This is a genomic window from Alphaproteobacteria bacterium, from assembly GCA_024244705.1.
Classification (GTDB): Bacteria; Pseudomonadota; Alphaproteobacteria; order JAAEOK01; family JAAEOK01; genus JAAEOK01.
Genome location: JAAEOK010000042.1, coordinates 1 through 17,906, shown reverse-complemented (window position 1 = coordinate 17,906; position 17,906 = coordinate 1). Strand labels below are relative to the sequence as shown.

Genomic DNA, 17,906 nt, shown 5'->3' with positions numbered 1-17,906 from the left:
CCTGGCGACGGCCTAGAGCGGCAGCACGTGGCCGATGCCCTTGTTGATGGCCTGTTCGTAGATCAGCGCCGCCACCGCGATATCGGCGACGCCAACGCCGGCGAAAAGCAGCGCCGTGCGCTGTTTGGCGTTTTCGCGGCCCGGGGAATTTCCGGCAACCAAATCGGCGACTTCTCCGTCATAGGGTTTTTCGGCCGGCAAACCCTCGGACGCCGCTTGGGCGACATCGTCGGTAAAGATCTTGTCCACAACGGTGAGTGATTCGATGACCCACGGCAGTCCCATATCGACTATGCCCGCGAACGCGCCGGGCCCGAGCCACCCCGCGTCGAGGAACCGATCGGGCGGCGGCACGGCCGGGGTGGAGGTGATCACGATGTCCATGCCTTCGACCGCGGCACGGGGGTCTTCGACCGCCTCGGCATCGAGGCCGGCGTCGCGCGCGTGTTCGGCAAATGCTTGGGCGGTGGACAAGCGGCGACTGTAGGCGCGGAGGCGCGTCAAAGGAAAGTGGGGGCCGAGGGCCGCCAAGTGCGCGTGCGCTTGGGTGCCGCAGGCGATGAAGCCGATCGATGCGCTGTCGGCCCGGGCAAGACGGCGGGCGGCGACCGCGGTGATGGCCGCCGTCCGTTTTGCGGTCACCCAGCGCGCATCCATGGCGGCGACCGGCATACCCGTGGTGACGTCGTTGAGTACGATTAGACCGGCGATGTGGGGCAGGCCGCGTTCGCTGTTTTCGGCGACACCGACCCATTTCACGCCGGCGAAGGGCGGCGCGCCAAGGGCGGCGGAGGTGGCGAGAAACCACGCGCCGTCAGGCGGATGGATAGTGACCTTTGGCTTCATCATGGCGGTTCCGGCCGCCTTGGCGGCGAACATCGCTTCGATCGCGCGATCAACATCGGAGACGCCGATCCCGCAGGCCTCGATATCGGCGTTGGAGAGGTAGAGTAGATCTTGGCCGAGCTTCATATTTTCTCCTACCGAAGTGCGGGCACTCTGTCGATCGCGCGCAGTCCTTGGATCTTATCGTGCCCGTTCGCGGTTGCCACGTCATCTAAATGATGGTCGCGCGCCGGATCGCGAGGCGGCGACCGCGCAAGGCGGCGGTGCCGTGGACTTGCGGCGCGCAGATATGATACATGCGCTGCAATCGCGAACGGCGCATGCCGCGCCGCCAAGATGCCCACAATGGAGATCCGGCATGGACGCGCCTGCGCGGACACCGTCCAAGAATCCCGGCTTGCAGCTCTATCACGACGTGCTTGGTCTCGATGATCTCCACTACGGGATCTGGAACGGCGAGGATTTGACGCTCGACAATCTCAAGGCGGCGCAAAAACGCTATACCGAATACCTGCTCGATTGGATCGGTGACGAGGTCAAGGATGTTCTCGATGTCGGTTGCGGCTACGGCAGCATTTCGCAAGCACTCGCCGAGCGCGGCTTCAACGCGGTCGGCCTCACGCCGGATCACGACCAGAAGGAAGCCTTCGAACGGCGCACCGATTTGCCGTGCCATCTCGGCAAATTTCAGGAGTTTTCTCCCGATCGAAGGTTCGATCTCGTCCTTATGAGCCAATCCTGCCATCACGTGCCACTGGACAAATTATTTGCCGTTAGCCAGGCGGTGTCACCCGGCGGATATCTCCTGGTCGCCGACTATTTCCTGCTCAAGCGGGACGGCACCCGAGGCACCCGCATCGGGCACCTTGTCGATGAGTTCGTGGCGGCGGCGGCGGCACATGAATTCCGGCTGTTGCGAGAAGCGGACATCACCGAAGAGGTCCTCCCGACCCTGGATTTCGCCCGCGATATCGTTGACAATCGCGTCCTGCCGGCGATCGAGATCGCACACGCGACCGCACTCCGCAAATACCCTGTCCTGACGCGCTCACTGCTTTGGCTGTTGCGCAGCAAGATCTCCGAGCTCTCGGCCAAAAGACGCTACGTCGACCGCGCGGACTTCCTCGAATACAAGCGCTACAAACGCTATCTTTTCCAAGCGCCGGCAGCGGGCGGGTGAGCCGTCGCGCAAGACATATCGATCGGGGTCGCTGGTGAGGCGAGGAAATCGGACATGAGTGTCAACGCTACGCTTTTCGACCAGGTCGCCATCGTTACCGGAGCATCGAGCGGACTCGGTCGTCACTTCGCCCTGACCCTGGCCGAGGCCGGCGCCAAGGTTGCGGTCGCGGCGCGACGCGTGGACCGGCTTCGCGACGTCGTTGCCGAGATCGAGGCGATGGACCGGCGGGCGATTTCCGTGGCGCTGGACGTCACCGACGGCGACAGCGTCAGGGAAGTGGTGTCCTGTGTCGAAACGGAACTCGGGCCGATCGCCGTCTTGGTCAATAATTCCGGCGTTGCCCTTACCAAGCCGGCGCTGGAGACAACGGATAGCGAGTGGGATGACGTGGTCGATGTCAATCTTCGCGGGGTCTGGCTCATGGCGCGCGAGGTGGCCAACCACATGATCGTCCAGGGACGGGGCGGCAGTATCATCAATATTGCGTCGATCCTCGGCCTCCGCGTGACCAAGCAACTCGCCAGCTATGCCGCTTCCAAAGCCGGCGTCATCCAATTGACCAAGGCGCTGGCCCTGGAATGGGCGGTCTCCGGAATTCGCGTCAACGCCATCGCTCCCGGCTATTTCGCCACCGAGATCAACCAGGGTTATTTCGAAGGCGAAGCCGGCCAAGCGATGCTGAAACGGGTGCCGCAACGGCGGTTGGGCCAACCATCTGAGCTCGATGGGGCACTCCTGCTGCTGGCTTCCGACGCCGGCAGCTATATGACCGGATCGGTCATCGTGGTCGACGGCGGCCATTCTATCAGCTCCATATAATGTTTAATATCAAATCGTTGAGAAGGATTTCGAAGAATGGACTTTAAATTAGATGCGGAGGTAGAGGCGACCCGCGAGGAGATTGGCGCCTTCGTCGCCGAGCATATCCTGCCGCTGGAAGACGATCCGTCGATATACGACGAGCATGAGAACATCCGCCCGGAACGCCTTGAGCCGTTGCGGGACAAGGCCCGCGCCCAGGGCCTTTGGGCCTTGAGCATGCCGACGGAACGCGGCGGCCGCGGATTTTCCGTGGTCGGCATGGCGGCCTGCTATGAGGAAATGGCGCGATCGCTGTTTGGACCGATGGTGTTCAACGCCGCGCCGCCGGATGACGGCAATATGGTCCTCCTCAATCGCGTCGGCACCGAACGCCAGAAGGATGCTTTCCTGCAACCCATCATCGACGGCAAGGCCCGGTCTTCCTTTGTCATGACGGAGCCCGATCCCGGCTCCGGGTCCGATCCGGCCGGGATGATGCTGACCCGGGCCGAGCGTCAGGGCAACCAATGGGTCGTCAACGGCGACAAGTGGTTCATTACCGGCGCCGAGGGCGCGCAAAAATTCATTCTCATCGCACGCACCTCCGACGATCCGCGCAAGGGCCTGAGCGCTTTCCTTTTCGATGCCGACGAGCCCGGCTGGGAGATAGTTCGCCGCATCCCGATCATGGGGCCGGAGGAGCATGGCGGCCATTGCGAGGTCCGCTTTACCGACATGAAGATCCCCGACGACAACCGCCTGATGGAAGTCGGCGATGGACTGAAGGCGACGCAGATACGTCTCGGCACCGCGCGTCTCACCCACTGCATGCGTTGGCTCGGCATGGCCAAGCGCGCCTTGGAAATCTGCTCCGCTTATGTCGAAGAGCGCAAATCCTTCGGCATGACGCTCGCCGAGCACGAAGGCGTGCAATGGATGCTGGGCGAGGCGGCGATGGAGATCTCGGTCGGCCGCCTGATGACGATGCACGCGGCATGGAAGATCGACCAGGGCGATTTCGCCCGCAAGGAGGTCTCGATGGCCAAGGTCGTTGTCGCGGATGTCTTGCACAAGGCGGTCGATACCGCGATCCAGTTGATGGGTGCCAAGGGTTATTCCAAGGACACCAAGCTCGAGTGGATGTACCGCTATGCGCGCCAGGCCCGGCTCGTGGACGGCGCATCGGAAGTGCACAAGATGGTGTTGTCGCGGGCGCTTTTGAAGGAAGGCCGGGATTTCTGGTCGTGGGGCTAGACACAGCATCGGGCCGTGACGCGCTCGAGCGATTCGCCGCCGAACAAACCGGGGCCCGAAACGTCACCACCACGCGCCTTGAGAGGCTCTCCGGTGGCGCCATCCAGGAAAATTGGGCGTGGGACGTTATATTCGACGGCGGTTCCATTCCCGGCGAGCTGGCTGCAGTCGTCCGAACCGACGCTATTTCCGGGGTTTCGGAGAGTTTGAGCCGCCTCGAGGAATTCACTGTAATCAAGGCCGTACACACGGCCGGCGTGACGGTTCCTGAGCCGTTGTGGGCCTGTGCCGACCCGGCGAACGGAGAACGTAGCTTCTTCGTCATGCGCCGGGTTTCCGGGACGGCGGCAGGCCATCGGATTGCGCGTGACGGCGGACCCGGCGGCAATCACCATGCGCTCACTCGACGCATGGGCGAGGAGCTGGCCCGGATTCATTCGGTCACCCCACCCCGTGCCGAGTTGGCCTTCCTTCCGCAACCCGTGCCCGACCCGGCCCATTACGCCATCGATAAATTCCAGGGCTACCTCGACAAACTCCCGGAGGTCTATGCGGCCATTCAGTGGGGCCTGACCTGGGCCAACACCCACGCTCCGGACTCCGCGGGCGGACTGGTTCTGGCCCACCACGATTACCGGACCGGAAATTACATGGTCGATGACGACGGTCTTACCGCGATTCTCGACTGGGAGTTTGCCGGGTGGAGCGATCGCCACGAGGATATCGGTTGGTTCTGCGCTAAATGCTGGCGTTTCGGCGCCGCCGAAAATGAGGCCGGCGGGATAGGCTCCCGCGAGGCGTTTTACGATGGATACCGCGGCATATCCGGAGCAAAGATCGATCCGCGACAGGTTCATTTCTGGGAGGTCATGGCCCATGTTCGATGGGCGGTCATGGCCGCGCAACAGGCCCAGCGGCACCTTTCCGGCGAAGAAACGTCGATTGAGCTGGCGCTGACCGGGCGAATCGTCCCCGAGCTCGAACTGGAAATTCTCATGCTAACCGAAGAATATGACGAGGGAAGGGTAGGATCATGAATGGCGATCTGGGAACGGGCCCTGAAACCAGATGCGAACGCGACCGAATTCGACCGATTTGATCACGGTGGCGCGGCAGACGTTTGCCGACACGCTGTTGCCGGAGATGGCGGACAAATACCGATATACGGCGTTGATGGTCGCCAACGCACTTGCCAATGCCGAACGGGAATTGGCTTGCGGCGATGCGCCTCTGCGTGCCGAGCTGGAACGACTGCGGGTGCTCTATCCGTCGGCCCCGGCTACCGAGGAACCTCTCGCCACCCAATTGGACCGTATCAATCGACGGCTGGCGGTCGATATCCGGAAGGGTACGTTTCTTTCGGATCGGCCACGGCGCGAACAGGTGCGCAACCACCTGGTCCAGACGACCATGGAGCGGGTCCGAGAAACTAATCCAAAATATTTGAAAAAAGAGGGGCTTGAATGACATATTTAAACCTATTCATAAGTGCATTGCCGTGAATCACAGCGTCTACTTTTCGACCGAGCACCAAATCCTCCGCGATCAAATTCGCCGATTCGTCGAGGACGAGGTGGAACCCAATGGCGGCGCCTGGGAGGCGGACCGCCGTATCCCCCGCGACGTGTTTCGCCGTATGGGCGAGCTTGGGCTTTTCGGGGTCCGGTATCCGGAGACCTATGGCGGCACCGCCATGGACAGTCTCGCCACCGTCGCCGTCGCGGAGGAGCTCGGCCGCACCACCTATAACGGGGTTGCGGTCTCGGCCATGGTTCATTCCGAGATGGCGGCGCCGCACTTGGCGCGTTTTGGCAGCGATGAGCAGAAGGCCGCGTATTTACCGTCGATGATCGGCGGAGAGACCGTGACCGCGGTCGCGGTCACCGAGCCGGGTGCCGGCTCGGACGTGGCGGCGCTTCGGACGTCCGCGACGCGGGCCGGCAATGATTCCTGGATCCTGAACGGGTCCAAGACCTTTATCACCAACGGGGTCCATGCCGACCTCCTGTTCGTCGCCGCCCGTACCGATGCGGCGACCAAGGGATCGCGCGGGATATCCATGTTCATCGTTCGCCGTGACGACCCCGGATTCTCGGTCGGCCGCCAGCTCGAGAAGATGGGCTGGCACTGCTCCGATACGGCGGAACTGGTTTTCGATGATTGCCGGATCCCCGCGGATCGGCTGCTCGGTGCTGAAAACCAGGGTTTCTATGCCGTCATGAGCAACTTCCAGAACGAACGTCTGGTGATCGGCGCGATGATCGTCGGCATGTGCGACCGCGCGCTCGAGATCACCCTCGACTACGTTCGCGAGCGCCACGCATTTGGCGAGACGCTGTGGCAAAAGCAGGCGATTCGACAGCGTTTGGCGATGCTGGCGGCGCGCGTCGAATGCGCCCGTCAACTCGTCCATCATACGGCCTGGCTCGATTGTCGCGGCCAGGACTGCGTCAAGGAAGTGTCGATGATCAAGGCTTTATGCGGTGAACTGGTCAACGACGTGACTTACGATTGTCTACAGTTCCATGGCGGAGCGGGTTATATGCGGGATATGGCGATCGAGCGCATGTACCGCGATGCGCGGGTCCATGCCATCGGCGGCGGCGCCACCGAGGTGATGCTGGAAGAAATCGCCAAGCGTTTATGACCCGCCCGTGGAAAGGGGCCAAACCGGCCTCAATCGGAAATTGGGCAAAAAAGAAGCCTCCCCGGGTTTCCCCGGGGAGGCGCCCTAGAGCGGACACTCAGTTCCGGCTACGCTATTACGTAGCCATCTTACCCTCGTTGCCCTCGTTAATTCGGTCTGACCCACTTGACCTTCGAGGGGACAGTTCCGTTGGGGCAGCCCTTCGAAACTTTTTCCCGTGGCGGCGCGTCGATCAGGAACCGGCAGATCCTCCGACCAGCGCCGCCGGAATGATCACAGCGTAGGCCAAGGCGACCGGGGGTGGTATGACGGCCGTCACACTTGGTAATATTTTTTTGCAAACTTGACCTATTCCGGATTGACCCGTTTTCTGCAGCCATGCGCTATTTCTTCTTTGGCACGCTCCGCGACCGGGAGATCATGGCGGCGGTAATCGGACGGCCGCCGCCCGAAATCGTAGGGCTACCGGCCGTCCTCCGAGGATATCGGCGCGTCGTTCTGCGCGAAGAGCCGTTTCCGGCCCTGGTTCCGGACCCGACCGCCACGGTCGACGGCCTAGTGATCAATTGGCTGACCGGCCGCGATTTGGATCGGATATTGTTTTACGAGTCGATCGAATACACGCCCGTCGAGGCGATGGTGTCGCTTGCACGTGGTCGATCGGTGCGGGCGCGCCTATTCGTCGATACCGGCGCCATCGATTTCGTCGATGCGCCGTGGGATTTCGATGATTGGCGGGTGACACAAAAACGCCAGGATCTGGAATTGACCCGGATGTGGATGGAGTTTTACGGCTTTTGCGATGTGGTCATGGCGAATCGTCTGTGGGATGACGCCGTTGCCGAAAGCCGTCCGATCGAGAACGTCATTCGATCTCTGAAATCGACTTCTAGCGACCCTTGAATTGGGCCGGTCGTTTTTCGACGAAGGCGGTGACACCTTCGCGAAAGTCCGCCGTGGCGCCCATGGCTGCGATAGACGCGCCCTCACGCTCCAACTGCGCGGCCAGCGACGCATCAAAGCTGCCGCCGACGAGTCGGCGCGCGGCGCTGTAGGCAACGGTCGGTCCATCGCGCAGCTTGATCGCCAGTTTCTTGACTTCGTCTTCCAGGGCGCCGTCGGCGACGACCATATTGACGATGCCCCAGTCGAGCGCCTCGGCGGCAGTCAACGAGCGATTCAACAGGATCATTTCCATCGCGCGCCGGGTGCCGACCACCCGCGGTAGGAAGTAGGTCGTACTGCCGTCGGGCGTCGCGCCGATTCGAGTGTAGGCCATGGTGAACACCGCGCTCTCGGCAGCGATCGCAAGATCCGGCGCCAAGCAAAAGCCCATGCCGGCGCCCGCGGCGACCCCATTGATGCTGGCGATGACCGGGAAGGGCAGCGCGACCAAACACGCCATGGCCGTATGGAAATGCAACAGCAGGTCGCGCAGGTATCGGGGTTCATGATCGAGGTTTGCGTGAAACGCCGCCACGTCGCCGCCGGCACAAAAGCCGCGGCCGCTGCCGGTAATGATCAACACGCGGACATCGGAATCTTCACGTAGGTCCTCGAGGACTTCGCGCAGTTCAGCGGCCAGCTTGACATCTAGCGCATTGAGCGATGCGGGACGGGACATTGTAATGGTGGCAATGCCATCGTCCTTTTCCAAACCCAGTGTTTCGTAGCCCATCCGTGCCTCCCGCTTGGCCGGCTGGTTCCGAGATCTTCGAAAGGTGGCGCCGGCATCCCGCATCTTCCTATCGGATTGGCCATGCGGCGGCAAGCCATCGGCATCGCTCGCCGGGACGAGGTCAGCGATGGCGCAGCCGGCAAGTTTCACCGAAGGCGGGAGCGCTATGGCTAGGGGTGCCAGGACTCGGCGATCGAGCCCGAATGGGCTTCATCCGCACATTCGTTTTGGCCGCTGTTCCAACCGGTCCGGTAGTCGCCGCTGGCGGCATACTTGCCCTCGTCGCGATTGGCGACATAGGGGGAGTTGAGGGCGTATCCATGCATGCAGCCGTTGTAGTAGCCGGCTTCGAATTCGGCGTTCCCCGGAGGTGAATAGGTGCCGCATCCTGTGAGGATGATCGGGATTGCGAGTGCGAAGAGCTTGAGGTCCATGATCCACCGCAAAGTGATTAAAACATGTTTGTTGTTTATATTTTAATGAAATTGCGGCGTTAGGGAACTCGTGCTCCCGCAATTGTGATCGCATGTGAGGAGGGGCGCCGTAATGTCGGACGACCAAGTATCGGGATTGCGCACGGCCTTGCGCGGACCATTGCCACCGGCTTCGTTTATGCCGTAGGTTTCTGGCCAACAACGACAATAATTCGACCCCGCTCTGCCGCTGGAGATCACGACGATGCCTTTGCCGAACATCGCGGTCTTGTTGCCGTGCCGCAATGAAGCGGCCGCGATCGCCGACGTCGTCGCGGGGTTCAGAGGGGCTATGCCGGGTGCGCGAATCTATGTTTACGACAACGAATCAGAGGACGAGACCGCCGCGATCGCCAAGGCCGCCGGCGCCATCGTGCGCACGGAAGGCCGCCCCGGGAAGGGCAACGTGGTGCGACGGATGTTCGCCGACGTGGAGGCGGACATCTATATAATGGCCGATGGCGACGACACCTATGAGACCCAACGGGCGCCGGAAATGGTCGACCTCCTGCTTCGCGACAACCTCGACATGGTCGTCGGATGCCGGACCACGGTCGAAAGTGCCGCGGCCTACCGAACCGGGCACGTTCTCGGCAATGCCGCCCTCAACTGGCTGTTCGCCGCCGTGTTCGGGTGGCGGGTCGCGGATATGTTGTCCGGATATCGCGTCTTATCGCGCCGGATGGTCAAATCCTTTCCCACCGCCGAGGCGGGATTCGGTATCGAGACGGAATTGACCGTGCACTGTTTTCAATTGCGCATGCCGATCGCGGAAGTGGAAACCCATTATCGAGCCCGGCCCGACGGGTCGGAGAGCAAACTGAATACCTGGCGCGACGGAATTCGTATCCTCTGGACCACGCTCAGCCTGCTCCGGCACGTCCGACCGCTGCTGTTTTTCTCGGTCGCGGGATTGATGCTCGCAGTGCTCGCCCTGGCGCTCGGTATCCCGCTCGTCGCGACCTACATGGAGACCGGCTTGGTGCCCCGCCTACCGACGGCAATGATCGTAACTGCGATCATGATGCTGTCGTTCCTGAGCCTTGCCTGCGGGTTGGTTCTCGAAAGCGTCAGCCGTGGCCGCCTCGAGGCCAAACGCATGGCCTATCTGAGGTATGCGGCACCGCGCCAATCGATCCCCGATGCCGATTAGGAAAACCCCGCGAACGCGAATTACGATCCCTTCGATTTCTTGATCAAATCGTCGACGTGACCCTCGAGTTCGCTCACCGCCGCATCGGCTTTTTCCTTGAGGATCGCGATTTGCTGTTTGGCGCTGTCGAGCGCGGTTTGCGCCTGAGCAACGTGCTCTTCATGACCGGCGCGTACCGCGTCCGCAACATGATCGGACGCCTGCCTCAAGGCGTGCGACAGAGCGTCGGCGGCCGCGTTCGACGCCGTGATATTGGCTTTGGCGGCTTCCGAAACCGCCTTCCTGGCCTCCGCCGTTTCTGGGGATTCCATGATTTGTTCTGTCGTTTCGTGCAACGCCTGGTTGGCGGCATGGGAGGCATCGAAGATCGCGCGGCGGGCATCGGCGATCCGATCGAGCGCCGCCTTGCGCTGATCCTCGAAGGCTTGGTCGAAGGCTTCCTTTCGATCGGCAACGGATTTCATCACCGAATCCTGCTGCGAAATCGCTGCATTGAGCATGTCCACCGCGCTCTGCATCATATCGCGCGCGGCGTCCGCCGCGACATTGCCGCCGGTCCCCGCCTTCGACGATTGTTCGTTCTTTTCTTCGCTCATCGGTTCCTCCTCTCTACTTGGTGATCGCGGCTCTCGCGCAGCATACAACCTCTTCTCCGCGACCGGAATGGCCGCGCCGTCGTCACAGGTCGAAATCGCGGGGTGCCTTGCCCGCGGCATGATTTCGCCAAATCAGTTCGTAGGCGCGTTCGAGGTCCCGGGCGAACGATCCGATATCCCGGAACCGGCTGGATCTAAGGGCTTCCTCGAGTCGCCGGCGGACATTCTTGAGCCGGGCAGGATCCTCGGCGAGGGCGATCGCTTGGGCGACATAGGAACCGTGATCTTCGGCGATGAGGTCGTCGAGACCGAGCGTGGTCAAGACGCTGGCCGCGGCCCGTCCGGCGAATGATCGACCGCGGCAGGTCAGCAGGGGCAAGCCAGAGGACAGGCTGTCGCAGGCCGTCGCGTGGGCGTTATAGATCAGAGTGTCGAGGAACAGGTCGGCGCATTGTTGGCGGCGGAGATGGCGCGGCCGGTTCTCACGCTGCGCAAAGACAATACGGCCCGGATCGACACCCTTTTGGGCCGCGGCGTGGCGAAGGTTGTCCTTGGTCTCCTCGTAATCGGCATGGAGCCACAGGACGGAGCCGGTCACGGCGGTCAGGATCTCCATCCACAGCGCGAAGACCGCCGGCTCGAGTCGGTTGGCATGATTGAAACAAGCGAACACGATGGCCTCTTCCGGCAGCCCGCAATCGGCGCGGCGCAGTGGATCTGCCGTCTCGGCCTGATCGGGATCGGAGACAAGATAGGTGCGGGGCAGGGTGATCACCTGCTCGGAGAAGAAACTATAGTCGTCCTTGGGTAGAACCACCGGATCGGCAATGATGTAATCGATCCAAGGGGCGCCGGAGGTTCCGGGATAGCCGAAATAGGCGACCTGAACCGGTGCCGGACGCGGGGCGAGAACGCCGGCCCGGACCGATCCCGTCCAACCCACTAGGTCGATCAAGATGTCGATCCCGTCGGCCGCGACTGCCGCCGCCGCGTTCCCATCGTCGAGTGTGTTCAAATCGACGAACTTGTCGCAGCCGCCCTCGATCCTTTGCCGTTCGGCACTGCCATCATCGGCGCCGAACGAGTAACCGCAAACCTCCACCTTGGCGCGATCATGGGCGCCGAACAGGGGGGCCAACAGGTGGGCCACCGGATGGTTGCGAAAATCGGCGGACAAGTACCCGATCTTGAGCGGGCCATGGTGAGGCTCGCGTCGTTCCGGCACGTCGACGACTGTGAAGGGAGCGGCCCAATCCTCGGCGATGCGCCGCCGTTCGGCATTGTCGATATCGAGTTGCAACGCCAGGAAAGGTCGGACGTTGTGGCTCCGGCCGTCGCTTCGATAGCGTTTGATTAGCGCCATGAGCCGGTCGGTATCGGATTCGAGGTCTTTCCAATCCGCTGTCATCAGCCGCGCGTCGAGGCTCCCGGCAAGCGCCGCCGGATTGTCCGGCGTGAGCGAAAGGACCCGGTCGAAAGCGCGTCGAGCCGGCGACGGGTTGCGATGATTGAGGTGGATCGTGCCCAAATTGAGGGAGGCGAGCGGGTAGTCGGGATCGAGCACGACCGCCCGTTCCAGCAGCGTGACCGCAACATTATCGCGCCGCGCCGCGACAAATGCAGTGGCCAGATTGTTGAGTTGCGCGGCGATGGAACGTGCGTCCTTGGTGCCGGTCCCGGCGGTTTCCGCCGCCTTCAAGAGATGCCCCTTGGCCTCGTCGAGGCGGCCCTCCTTGACCGCCCGCGCGGCCAATGACAGCAGCACTCTTGGCGGCGCGTCGATGCCGATCGTCGTGACTTTGGTGACGCGGGGGCCCGGCACAGATCGCGTTCCCTCTGTCGTCGTTCAGGGGCAAACTGTCTCGCGACCAAACTAGCCGACCGCCGCCGCCTTCGCATAGGCCGAATGGGGCCGTGGATTTCACTTCGACGCTAAAATGCCATGATCGACATGAAGACAAAGTGAAGTTTCGGAAGTGGCGTGTCAGACCGGAAACGTGGACGTTCGCGATGTGTGTCACCTCGGCTCCCGCGTTTGCCCGCTTCCGGCCAGTCGTCGTATTGGGTAAGCTGGCGCGCATCACTTGGGTTTGCCGTCAACCATGTCGTCTTCCAGCCTCTTCAGCATAAAAAACGTCACGCGCCATGACATTGCGCTGATGGAGGCTCTCATGACGGCATTCGGCGAGGCCTTCGACGACGTCGAGACCTATACCGGGGCGCGACCCAGCAGGGCCTATTTGGAGCACCTGCTCGGTCGTGATCATTTCATCGCGTTGGCCGCGGTGAAGAACGGTGCGGTCGTGGGTGGGCTCGCGGCCTACGAACTCCCCAAGTTTGAGCGGGAACGCAGCGAAATCTATATCTACGATCTGGCAGTGGCGGCAGCGCACCGGCGTGAGGGCATCGCGACCGCGCTGATCGGGGAGCTCAAGAAGATCGCAGCGAATCGTGGCGCCCACGTCGTCTACGTGCAGGCTGATCTCGGCGATGCACCGCCTATAGCGCTCTACACCAAATTGGGCACGCGCGAGGATGTCGTGCATTTCGATATCGCGATAACGTGAATCTGTGGGTCCGATTCGGCGGGAAGCGCCTTCACGAATTGTGCCCGCGATTCGGCGAGGTACGGTCGGTCCGTCATCTGGCGGCAAGTCTGATCGTGCCGAAGCGCTCAAATGGCGGATGGGGTGTCCGCCAAAGGTTTGTTCCGAGTAGTTCCGTAGTGCTCCAGAAAATATGATAAAAAATAGGGCATTAGGTCTATTTTATGTCTAGAATGATCCCTAGAAATCCGGCATAATCCGGCCTTTAATTGTTGATATAAACGTGGATACATTTGGTGGATGGCTCGTGTCAAAAACAAGTTGACGGCGCGCTCCATAGCGGCGCTGAAAAAGCCAGGCTTTCAATCTGACGGTGGCGGTCTCTATCTTCAGATTGCGCCTGCCGGAGGTCGATCGTGGGTTTTTCGCTTTCAGAGGCGAGGGCGGGCTCGGTGGATGGGATTGGGCTCACTCGATTTGGTATCCCTTCAAGAGGCCCGTCAAAAGGCGCTAGACGCCCGCAGGCTCCTGCTCGAAGGAAAAGACCCAATCGATAGCCGTCGCGCCGACAGGCAAGCCGAAGAAGGCTTTGTCAAGTTCAGGGATGCAGCGTCAAGATACGTCGAGGCGCATAGGGCCGGATGGCAAAACGAAAAACACGCCGCCCAATGGTCCTCCACGCTTGAGACCTATGTCTTCCCTGTGTTCGGTGACGTCACGGTTGAGTCGATCGACACTGGCCTCGTTCTGAAGGTCTTGGAGCCGGTCTGGACTGTAAAGCCGGAAACCGCCTCTCGCGTCCGAGGTCGAATAGAAGCTGTATTGGATTGGGCCGCTGCGCGTGGATATCGCCAAGGCGAGAATCCCGCCCGCTGGCGAGGTCATCTAAAGAACCTGTTGCCGAGAGTCGAGAAACTCAAGCGAGTCCGGCACCATCCGACATTGCCCTATGACGAAGTTGCTGATTTCATCGCGGAACTTCGACAGCAAGGCGGAGTGGGAGCGAGAGCACTCGAGTTTACAATATTGACCGCCGCCCGAACCGGTGAAGTTATCGGCTCGAATTGGGATGAAGTCGATCTGGTGAATGCCATTTGGTCTGTTCCCGCTGAGTGTATGAAGGGAAACCGGGAGCATCGGATCCCGATATCCGAAGCGGCCTTGAAAATTCTGGAAGGTATGGCGCAGGACCAGGAGAAAGCCGAATTCATTTTTCGCGGTGCACGGAAGGGACGGCCGCTTTCCAACATGGCGATGTTAAGCGTTTTAAAACGGATGGGCCGAAGCGATCTAACGGTTCACGGATTTAGAAGCACATTCAGAGATTGGGCGGCAGAATGCACTGCCTATCCGCGCGAAGTCTGTGAGATGGCTCTCGCACATGTTGTTGGCGATAAAGTCGAGGCCGCCTACCGGCGTGGCGACCTATTCGAGAAGCGTCGGCGATTGATGAAGGAATGGGCCGAGTTTTGTGAGATGCCCTCGACGGACGGTCAAATTGTCGCTCTGTCCAAGATGAGGGGAAGGGCATAGGGCGTTTTCCCAGGCTAGCTTAGAAGTATTGGTCGAGTGATCATCCAAGTTGCTTGGGGACGGGAGCGATTACGAAGAGAGACTCCAGTTTGGTGTCCTCGCGCCAAAGACGAAGATACCGATTGGTATTAAATAAACAATTCGACAATGTCCGCATTTTCGCTGATTTCGTCCGGACTACCTCCAAGAACGGACATACGCTCGGCATTCTGTCTTCGTCCGTTTCTGACCCATAGCCGTCATTGAAACAGATCGAGCAGCAACGGCGGGAGTCGGCCAATGTCGGTCGTTCACTGGGGCCTCACGCAAGGGCTGCTTGCGAACCACAAACCGGCCGTTCGAACGACGCTCCTTATACCTGTAGGGCGCAATAATACGATCCAGCAAGTCATGCAGCCAGTTCGTAGACGTGATGCAGTCCACCGAGCACAGGTTTAGCAATGATTTTTCTCCCCTGGTGGCCGGAACCGGCTGTCATCCGGGGGATATCGGTTTATGCTAAGTTGCCGCCTTGGCGTCGGCGATTCGCGGACAGCCACTGTCTCCCGGGCGTCGACCGGCGCTGGCCAACAACCAGGGAGAAACAGCGATGGAACACTTTGGACATAGAATTTCTTTCGCCGGCATGTTAGGCATTTTTGGAATCCTGATCGCAGGCGTTGCAAATTCAGCTCAGGCAGGCGACGAAGCCTGGAAGTCGAAGACGATTGCCGACGCTCTGTTGGCCGCCCCGCCTTCGGTGACCCATGACGCCACGATCTTTGGCTGGTCACCAGCGGGAGAACTTATACTAGCACGCTATGGTTCGGGAACTTATACATGCATAGCCAGCGGCTCGTTCTCCATACGGCTTGGGAAGCCTGCTTTACCATATCCCGACCCGATTTGCCTGGATCAGAATTCGTGGGCATTTCTGAAGGCGCTTTGGTCGGTGAAATCAGCAGGAAATGCGGGCAGGAAACTTCCTACCGCACCTGGACTCGTCTGGATGCTTGCGGGCATGAACGTCAGCAAGACGGCAGTGGATGTTGGCGCCAGCGGCATAAGCGTCTCGCCAGGCAACTCAGACCAGAAGAAACCCGACGTGTACCAGATGACGCCGCATGTGATGATCATGCCGCTTCCAGCCAGTGAACACGGCGCAAGTCTGACGACCAGCTACAACCCCAGCAATCCGTTCAACACGTGGATAATGGCCGTGGGAAAGCCGCATGAGCATCTGATGGTGCATTTCTCCGCCAAAGACACGGCTGCGTTAATGCAGACCGGTCGATAGCCCCTTACACAGTCTGACCTTTTTTATGGGACATTCGCTATTTTAATCGGATATTTGGATTATGTTTTCCAAAACGTTATGATCCAGCCGCCATAGTTTTCCCGGACAGTAGTGATACTGTCCCCATTATTTTATGGATGGTGGGCGCCGAGCTGGTCGGCGGCCATCTTCTTCAGGGTAACCCGGTCGACCTTGCCGGTGGCGTTGAGCGGCATGTCCTCCAGGAAGATGATCGCCTCCGGCGCCTTGTAGCCGACCTGCTCCCGCGCGCATTGGATGACCTCCTGGACGACCGGCGTCCCGGCGCCTTCCCTGAGCGTAACGTAGGCCCAGACGTTCTCGCCGTGCACCGCGTCGTGGACGCCGACGACGCCGGCATGCTCGACCGCCGGATGGGCCATGACCGCTTCCTCGACCTCCTGCGGGCAGATGTTCGAACCGTCGTGCACGATGATCTGTTTCTTGCGGCCCTCGAACCAGAGATAGCCATCCTCGTCGGCGCGCATGACGTCGCCGGTGTCGAGCCAGCCGTCCCGGAAAGATTCGGCGTTCGCGTCGGGCCGGTTCCAGTAACCGATCATGTTCGCCGGCGACCGGATCCAGAGCCGGCCGGCCTCGCCGACGCCGAGTTCCCGGCCGTCCTCGTCGCGGACCGAGCCCTCGTAGCCGGGGCCGAGGGGGCCGACCGAACCGAGCTTGTTGACGCCCGACGGCGGATTGATCGTCGCGCAGCCGATCTCGCTCAAGCCCCAGAGCTCGTCGATCGGAAAGCCGACGAGTTCGGTGAACTCCTTCTCCAGTTCCGCCGACACCTTGTCGCCGCCGGAGGTGCAAAGCCGGACCGACGAGAAGTCCTCATGGCTGGCGCCGTGATCGCGGACCAGGGTGATCAGCGCCGACGGCAGCATCCACATCAGGGTCGGCCGATGCTCGCGCAGCAGCGGCAGCAGCTCGTCGGCGTCGAAGGTCCGCGGCATGACGACGCGCGCGCCGACCGTCATCGCCATGAGCGAATACAACATGCCGCCGGAGTGGGAGATCGAAGACCCCGGCAGGACCACATCGTTTGCCGTGATCTCGTGGCTCTCGATGGCCGACGCTAGTACGGCGGCATAGGTTTCGCGGGTATGGGTCACGGCCTTCGGTTTGCCGGTGCTGCCCGACGTAAAGAAGACGATGACCGGATCGGACGGCTCCGGGACCGGGAGGTCGACCGCCGGCGGCGCCTCTTTCAGCAGGCCCTCGAAGTTCGTCGCGCGGCCGTCTTCGCCGCCGAACGAGATTACGCCGAGGGACAGCTTGGCGGCTTCCGTGCTCGCGGCCACGTCCTCATCGCGTTCGGCATGGGCCAGCAGAATCGACGCCTCGCTCTCCCCCAGCGCGTGATCGATCTCCGGCGTCATGTAGCGGTAGTTGAGCGGCGTCGCGGCCAGCCGCGCCTTGAAGCAGGCGAGATAGTGCACGAGGAGCGCATTGCGGTTCGGCATCAACGAGGCGACGCGGTCGCCGGGGCGCAGACCCATGGCGATATAATGGGCCGCCAGCCTGTCCGAATCGCGGTCGAGTTCCCGCCAGGTCCAGGTCGTGGCCGCGGAAATCAGGACATCCTCATCGGGCCTTGTCGACAGTCCGACCTCGAGCAATCGCGTCATATCGAACGTTTTGGTCATCGGCGGTCCGGCTAACGGCATGGTGTTTCCCTTTCCTCGATGAATGCGCTGAAAAACCTGTGCGCGGGGGCAACCTGGATACCCTCGCCGCACCGTCCACAACAATATCAGCCGGGATTCCCCAGATGGCTCCTCCCAATCGCCAACAATGATAGCAGAATGGGCATCCGACCGCGAACCTGGCCCTGAGCTGTCATGATAGGCTGTGGTCCGCTCTTGATCGGGCTGATTTGGCGATGAGAAACCCGGC

The 17,906-nt window shown here is 61.2% G+C and carries 17 protein-coding genes; 11 read left to right on the top strand and 6 right to left on the bottom strand.

Features of this window, described 5'->3' with window-relative positions; all coding sequences use genetic code 11:
* Positions 1-12: 12 nt before the first annotated feature.
* Entirely contained in the window at positions 13-972 is a 960-nt protein-coding gene (locus tag GY791_06270; protein MCP4328026.1) for an ornithine cyclodeaminase family protein, read from the bottom strand.
* A gap of 232 nt (positions 973-1,204) precedes the next feature.
* On the opposite strand from GY791_06270, the gene GY791_06265 reads away from it, so the two are divergent.
* From GY791_06265 to GY791_06235, 7 genes are all read left to right on the top strand, one after another.
* Entirely contained in the window at positions 1,205-2,026 is an 822-nt protein-coding gene (locus GY791_06265; GenBank protein ID MCP4328025.1) for a methyltransferase domain-containing protein, read from the top strand.
* Between the two features lie 54 nt (positions 2,027-2,080).
* Positions 2,081-2,848 (top strand): glucose 1-dehydrogenase, encoded by a 768-nt coding sequence (locus tag GY791_06260; GenBank protein ID MCP4328024.1) that lies wholly within the window; start codon positions 2,081-2,083, stop codon positions 2,846-2,848.
* Positions 2,849-2,884: 36 nt separating this feature from the next.
* Positions 2,885-4,084 carry an acyl-CoA dehydrogenase gene (locus tag GY791_06255; protein MCP4328023.1) on the top strand — a complete coding sequence of 400 codons (1,200 nt, stop codon included), beginning with the start codon at positions 2,885-2,887 and terminating at the stop codon, positions 4,082-4,084.
* A complete protein-coding gene (locus tag GY791_06250; protein MCP4328022.1) occupies positions 4,075-5,121 on the top strand; it encodes a phosphotransferase family protein in 1,047 nt (348 codons plus the stop codon). The genes GY791_06255 and GY791_06250 overlap by 10 nt, the downstream gene beginning before the upstream one ends.
* 31 nt (positions 5,122-5,152) lie before the next feature.
* Complete coding sequence (locus GY791_06245; protein MCP4328021.1) at positions 5,153-5,551, top strand: hypothetical protein; 399 nt, start codon at positions 5,153-5,155, stop codon at positions 5,549-5,551.
* A 31-nt stretch (positions 5,552-5,582) separates the two neighbouring features.
* Complete coding sequence (locus tag GY791_06240; protein MCP4328020.1) at positions 5,583-6,731, top strand: acyl-CoA dehydrogenase; 1,149 nt, start codon at positions 5,583-5,585, stop codon at positions 6,729-6,731.
* A gap of 378 nt (positions 6,732-7,109) precedes the next feature.
* Positions 7,110-7,634, top strand: coding sequence for a gamma-glutamylcyclotransferase (locus GY791_06235; protein ID MCP4328019.1), 525 nt, complete (start codon positions 7,110-7,112; stop codon positions 7,632-7,634).
* On the opposite strand, the gene GY791_06230 is transcribed toward GY791_06235, so the two are convergent.
* Together GY791_06230 and GY791_06225 are read right to left on the bottom strand one after the other, a co-directional pair.
* Positions 7,621-8,409 carry an enoyl-CoA hydratase gene (locus GY791_06230; GenBank protein MCP4328018.1) on the bottom strand — a complete coding sequence of 263 codons (789 nt, stop codon included), beginning with the start codon at positions 8,407-8,409 and terminating at the stop codon, positions 7,621-7,623. The two genes, GY791_06235 and GY791_06230, sit on opposite strands and share 14 nt — an antisense overlap.
* 170 nt (positions 8,410-8,579) lie before the next feature.
* Positions 8,580-8,843 carry a hypothetical protein gene (locus GY791_06225; GenBank protein MCP4328017.1) on the bottom strand — a complete coding sequence of 88 codons (264 nt, stop codon included), beginning with the start codon at positions 8,841-8,843 and terminating at the stop codon, positions 8,580-8,582.
* Between the two features lie 244 nt (positions 8,844-9,087).
* On the opposite strand from GY791_06225, the gene GY791_06220 reads away from it, so the two are divergent.
* The gene (locus GY791_06220) at positions 9,088-10,035 is read left to right on the top strand and encodes a glycosyltransferase (GenBank protein MCP4328016.1); all 948 of its coding nucleotides are present in this window, start codon (positions 9,088-9,090) and stop codon (positions 10,033-10,035) included.
* Between the two features lie 20 nt (positions 10,036-10,055).
* On the opposite strand, the gene GY791_06215 is transcribed toward GY791_06220, so the two are convergent.
* Positions 10,056-10,631, bottom strand: coding sequence for a hypothetical protein (locus GY791_06215; protein ID MCP4328015.1), 576 nt, complete (start codon positions 10,629-10,631; stop codon positions 10,056-10,058).
* A gap of 82 nt (positions 10,632-10,713) precedes the next feature.
* Positions 10,714-12,453 (bottom strand): hypothetical protein, encoded by a 1,740-nt coding sequence (locus GY791_06210; protein ID MCP4328014.1) that lies wholly within the window; start codon positions 12,451-12,453, stop codon positions 10,714-10,716.
* A 280-nt stretch (positions 12,454-12,733) separates the two neighbouring features.
* On the opposite strand from GY791_06210, the gene aac(3)-I reads away from it, so the two are divergent.
* The 3 genes from aac(3)-I to GY791_06195 all read left to right on the top strand — a co-directional run bounded on the left by aac(3)-I (position 12,734) and on the right by GY791_06195 (position 15,986).
* Positions 12,734-13,198 carry an AAC(3)-I family aminoglycoside N-acetyltransferase gene (gene aac(3)-I / locus GY791_06205; GenBank protein ID MCP4328013.1) on the top strand — a complete coding sequence of 155 codons (465 nt, stop codon included), beginning with the start codon at positions 12,734-12,736 and terminating at the stop codon, positions 13,196-13,198.
* Positions 13,199-13,477: 279 nt separating this feature from the next.
* The gene (locus GY791_06200; protein MCP4328012.1) at positions 13,478-14,710 is read left to right on the top strand and encodes an integrase arm-type DNA-binding domain-containing protein; all 1,233 of its coding nucleotides are present in this window, start codon (positions 13,478-13,480) and stop codon (positions 14,708-14,710) included.
* A gap of 625 nt (positions 14,711-15,335) precedes the next feature.
* Positions 15,336-15,986 (top strand): hypothetical protein, encoded by a 651-nt coding sequence (locus tag GY791_06195; GenBank protein ID MCP4328011.1) that lies wholly within the window; start codon positions 15,336-15,338, stop codon positions 15,984-15,986.
* 131 nt (positions 15,987-16,117) lie between these two features.
* On the opposite strand, the gene GY791_06190 is transcribed toward GY791_06195, so the two are convergent.
* A complete protein-coding gene (locus GY791_06190; protein ID MCP4328010.1) occupies positions 16,118-17,677 on the bottom strand; it encodes an acyl--CoA ligase in 1,560 nt (519 codons plus the stop codon).
* Positions 17,678-17,906 lie beyond the last annotated feature (229 nt).

Bases quoted from the DNA above. Each gene is read 5' to 3' on its own strand.
- GY791_06270 (MCP4328026.1), bottom strand. From the start codon at position 972: ATGAAGCTCGGCCAAGATCTACTCTACCTCTCCAACGCCGATATCGAG.
- GY791_06265 (MCP4328025.1), top strand. From the start codon at position 1,205: ATGGACGCGCCTGCGCGGACACCGTCCAAGAATCCCGGCTTGCAGCTC.
- GY791_06260 (MCP4328024.1), top strand. From the start codon at position 2,081: ATGAGTGTCAACGCTACGCTTTTCGACCAGGTCGCCATCGTTACCGGA.
- GY791_06255 (MCP4328023.1), top strand. From the start codon at position 2,885: ATGGACTTTAAATTAGATGCGGAGGTAGAGGCGACCCGCGAGGAGATT.
- GY791_06245 (MCP4328021.1), top strand. From the start codon at position 5,153: ATGCGAACGCGACCGAATTCGACCGATTTGATCACGGTGGCGCGGCAG.
- GY791_06235 (MCP4328019.1), top strand. From the start codon at position 7,110: ATGCGCTATTTCTTCTTTGGCACGCTCCGCGACCGGGAGATCATGGCG.
- GY791_06230 (MCP4328018.1), bottom strand. From the start codon at position 8,409: ATGGGCTACGAAACACTGGGTTTGGAAAAGGACGATGGCATTGCCACC.
- GY791_06225 (MCP4328017.1), bottom strand. From the start codon at position 8,843: ATGGACCTCAAGCTCTTCGCACTCGCAATCCCGATCATCCTCACAGGA.
- GY791_06220 (MCP4328016.1), top strand. From the start codon at position 9,088: ATGCCTTTGCCGAACATCGCGGTCTTGTTGCCGTGCCGCAATGAAGCG.
- GY791_06215 (MCP4328015.1), bottom strand. From the start codon at position 10,631: ATGAGCGAAGAAAAGAACGAACAATCGTCGAAGGCGGGGACCGGCGGC.
- GY791_06200 (MCP4328012.1), top strand. From the start codon at position 13,478: ATGGCTCGTGTCAAAAACAAGTTGACGGCGCGCTCCATAGCGGCGCTG.
- GY791_06195 (MCP4328011.1), top strand. From the start codon at position 15,336: ATGTTAGGCATTTTTGGAATCCTGATCGCAGGCGTTGCAAATTCAGCT.
- GY791_06190 (MCP4328010.1), bottom strand. From the start codon at position 17,677: ATGCCGTTAGCCGGACCGCCGATGACCAAAACGTTCGATATGACGCGA.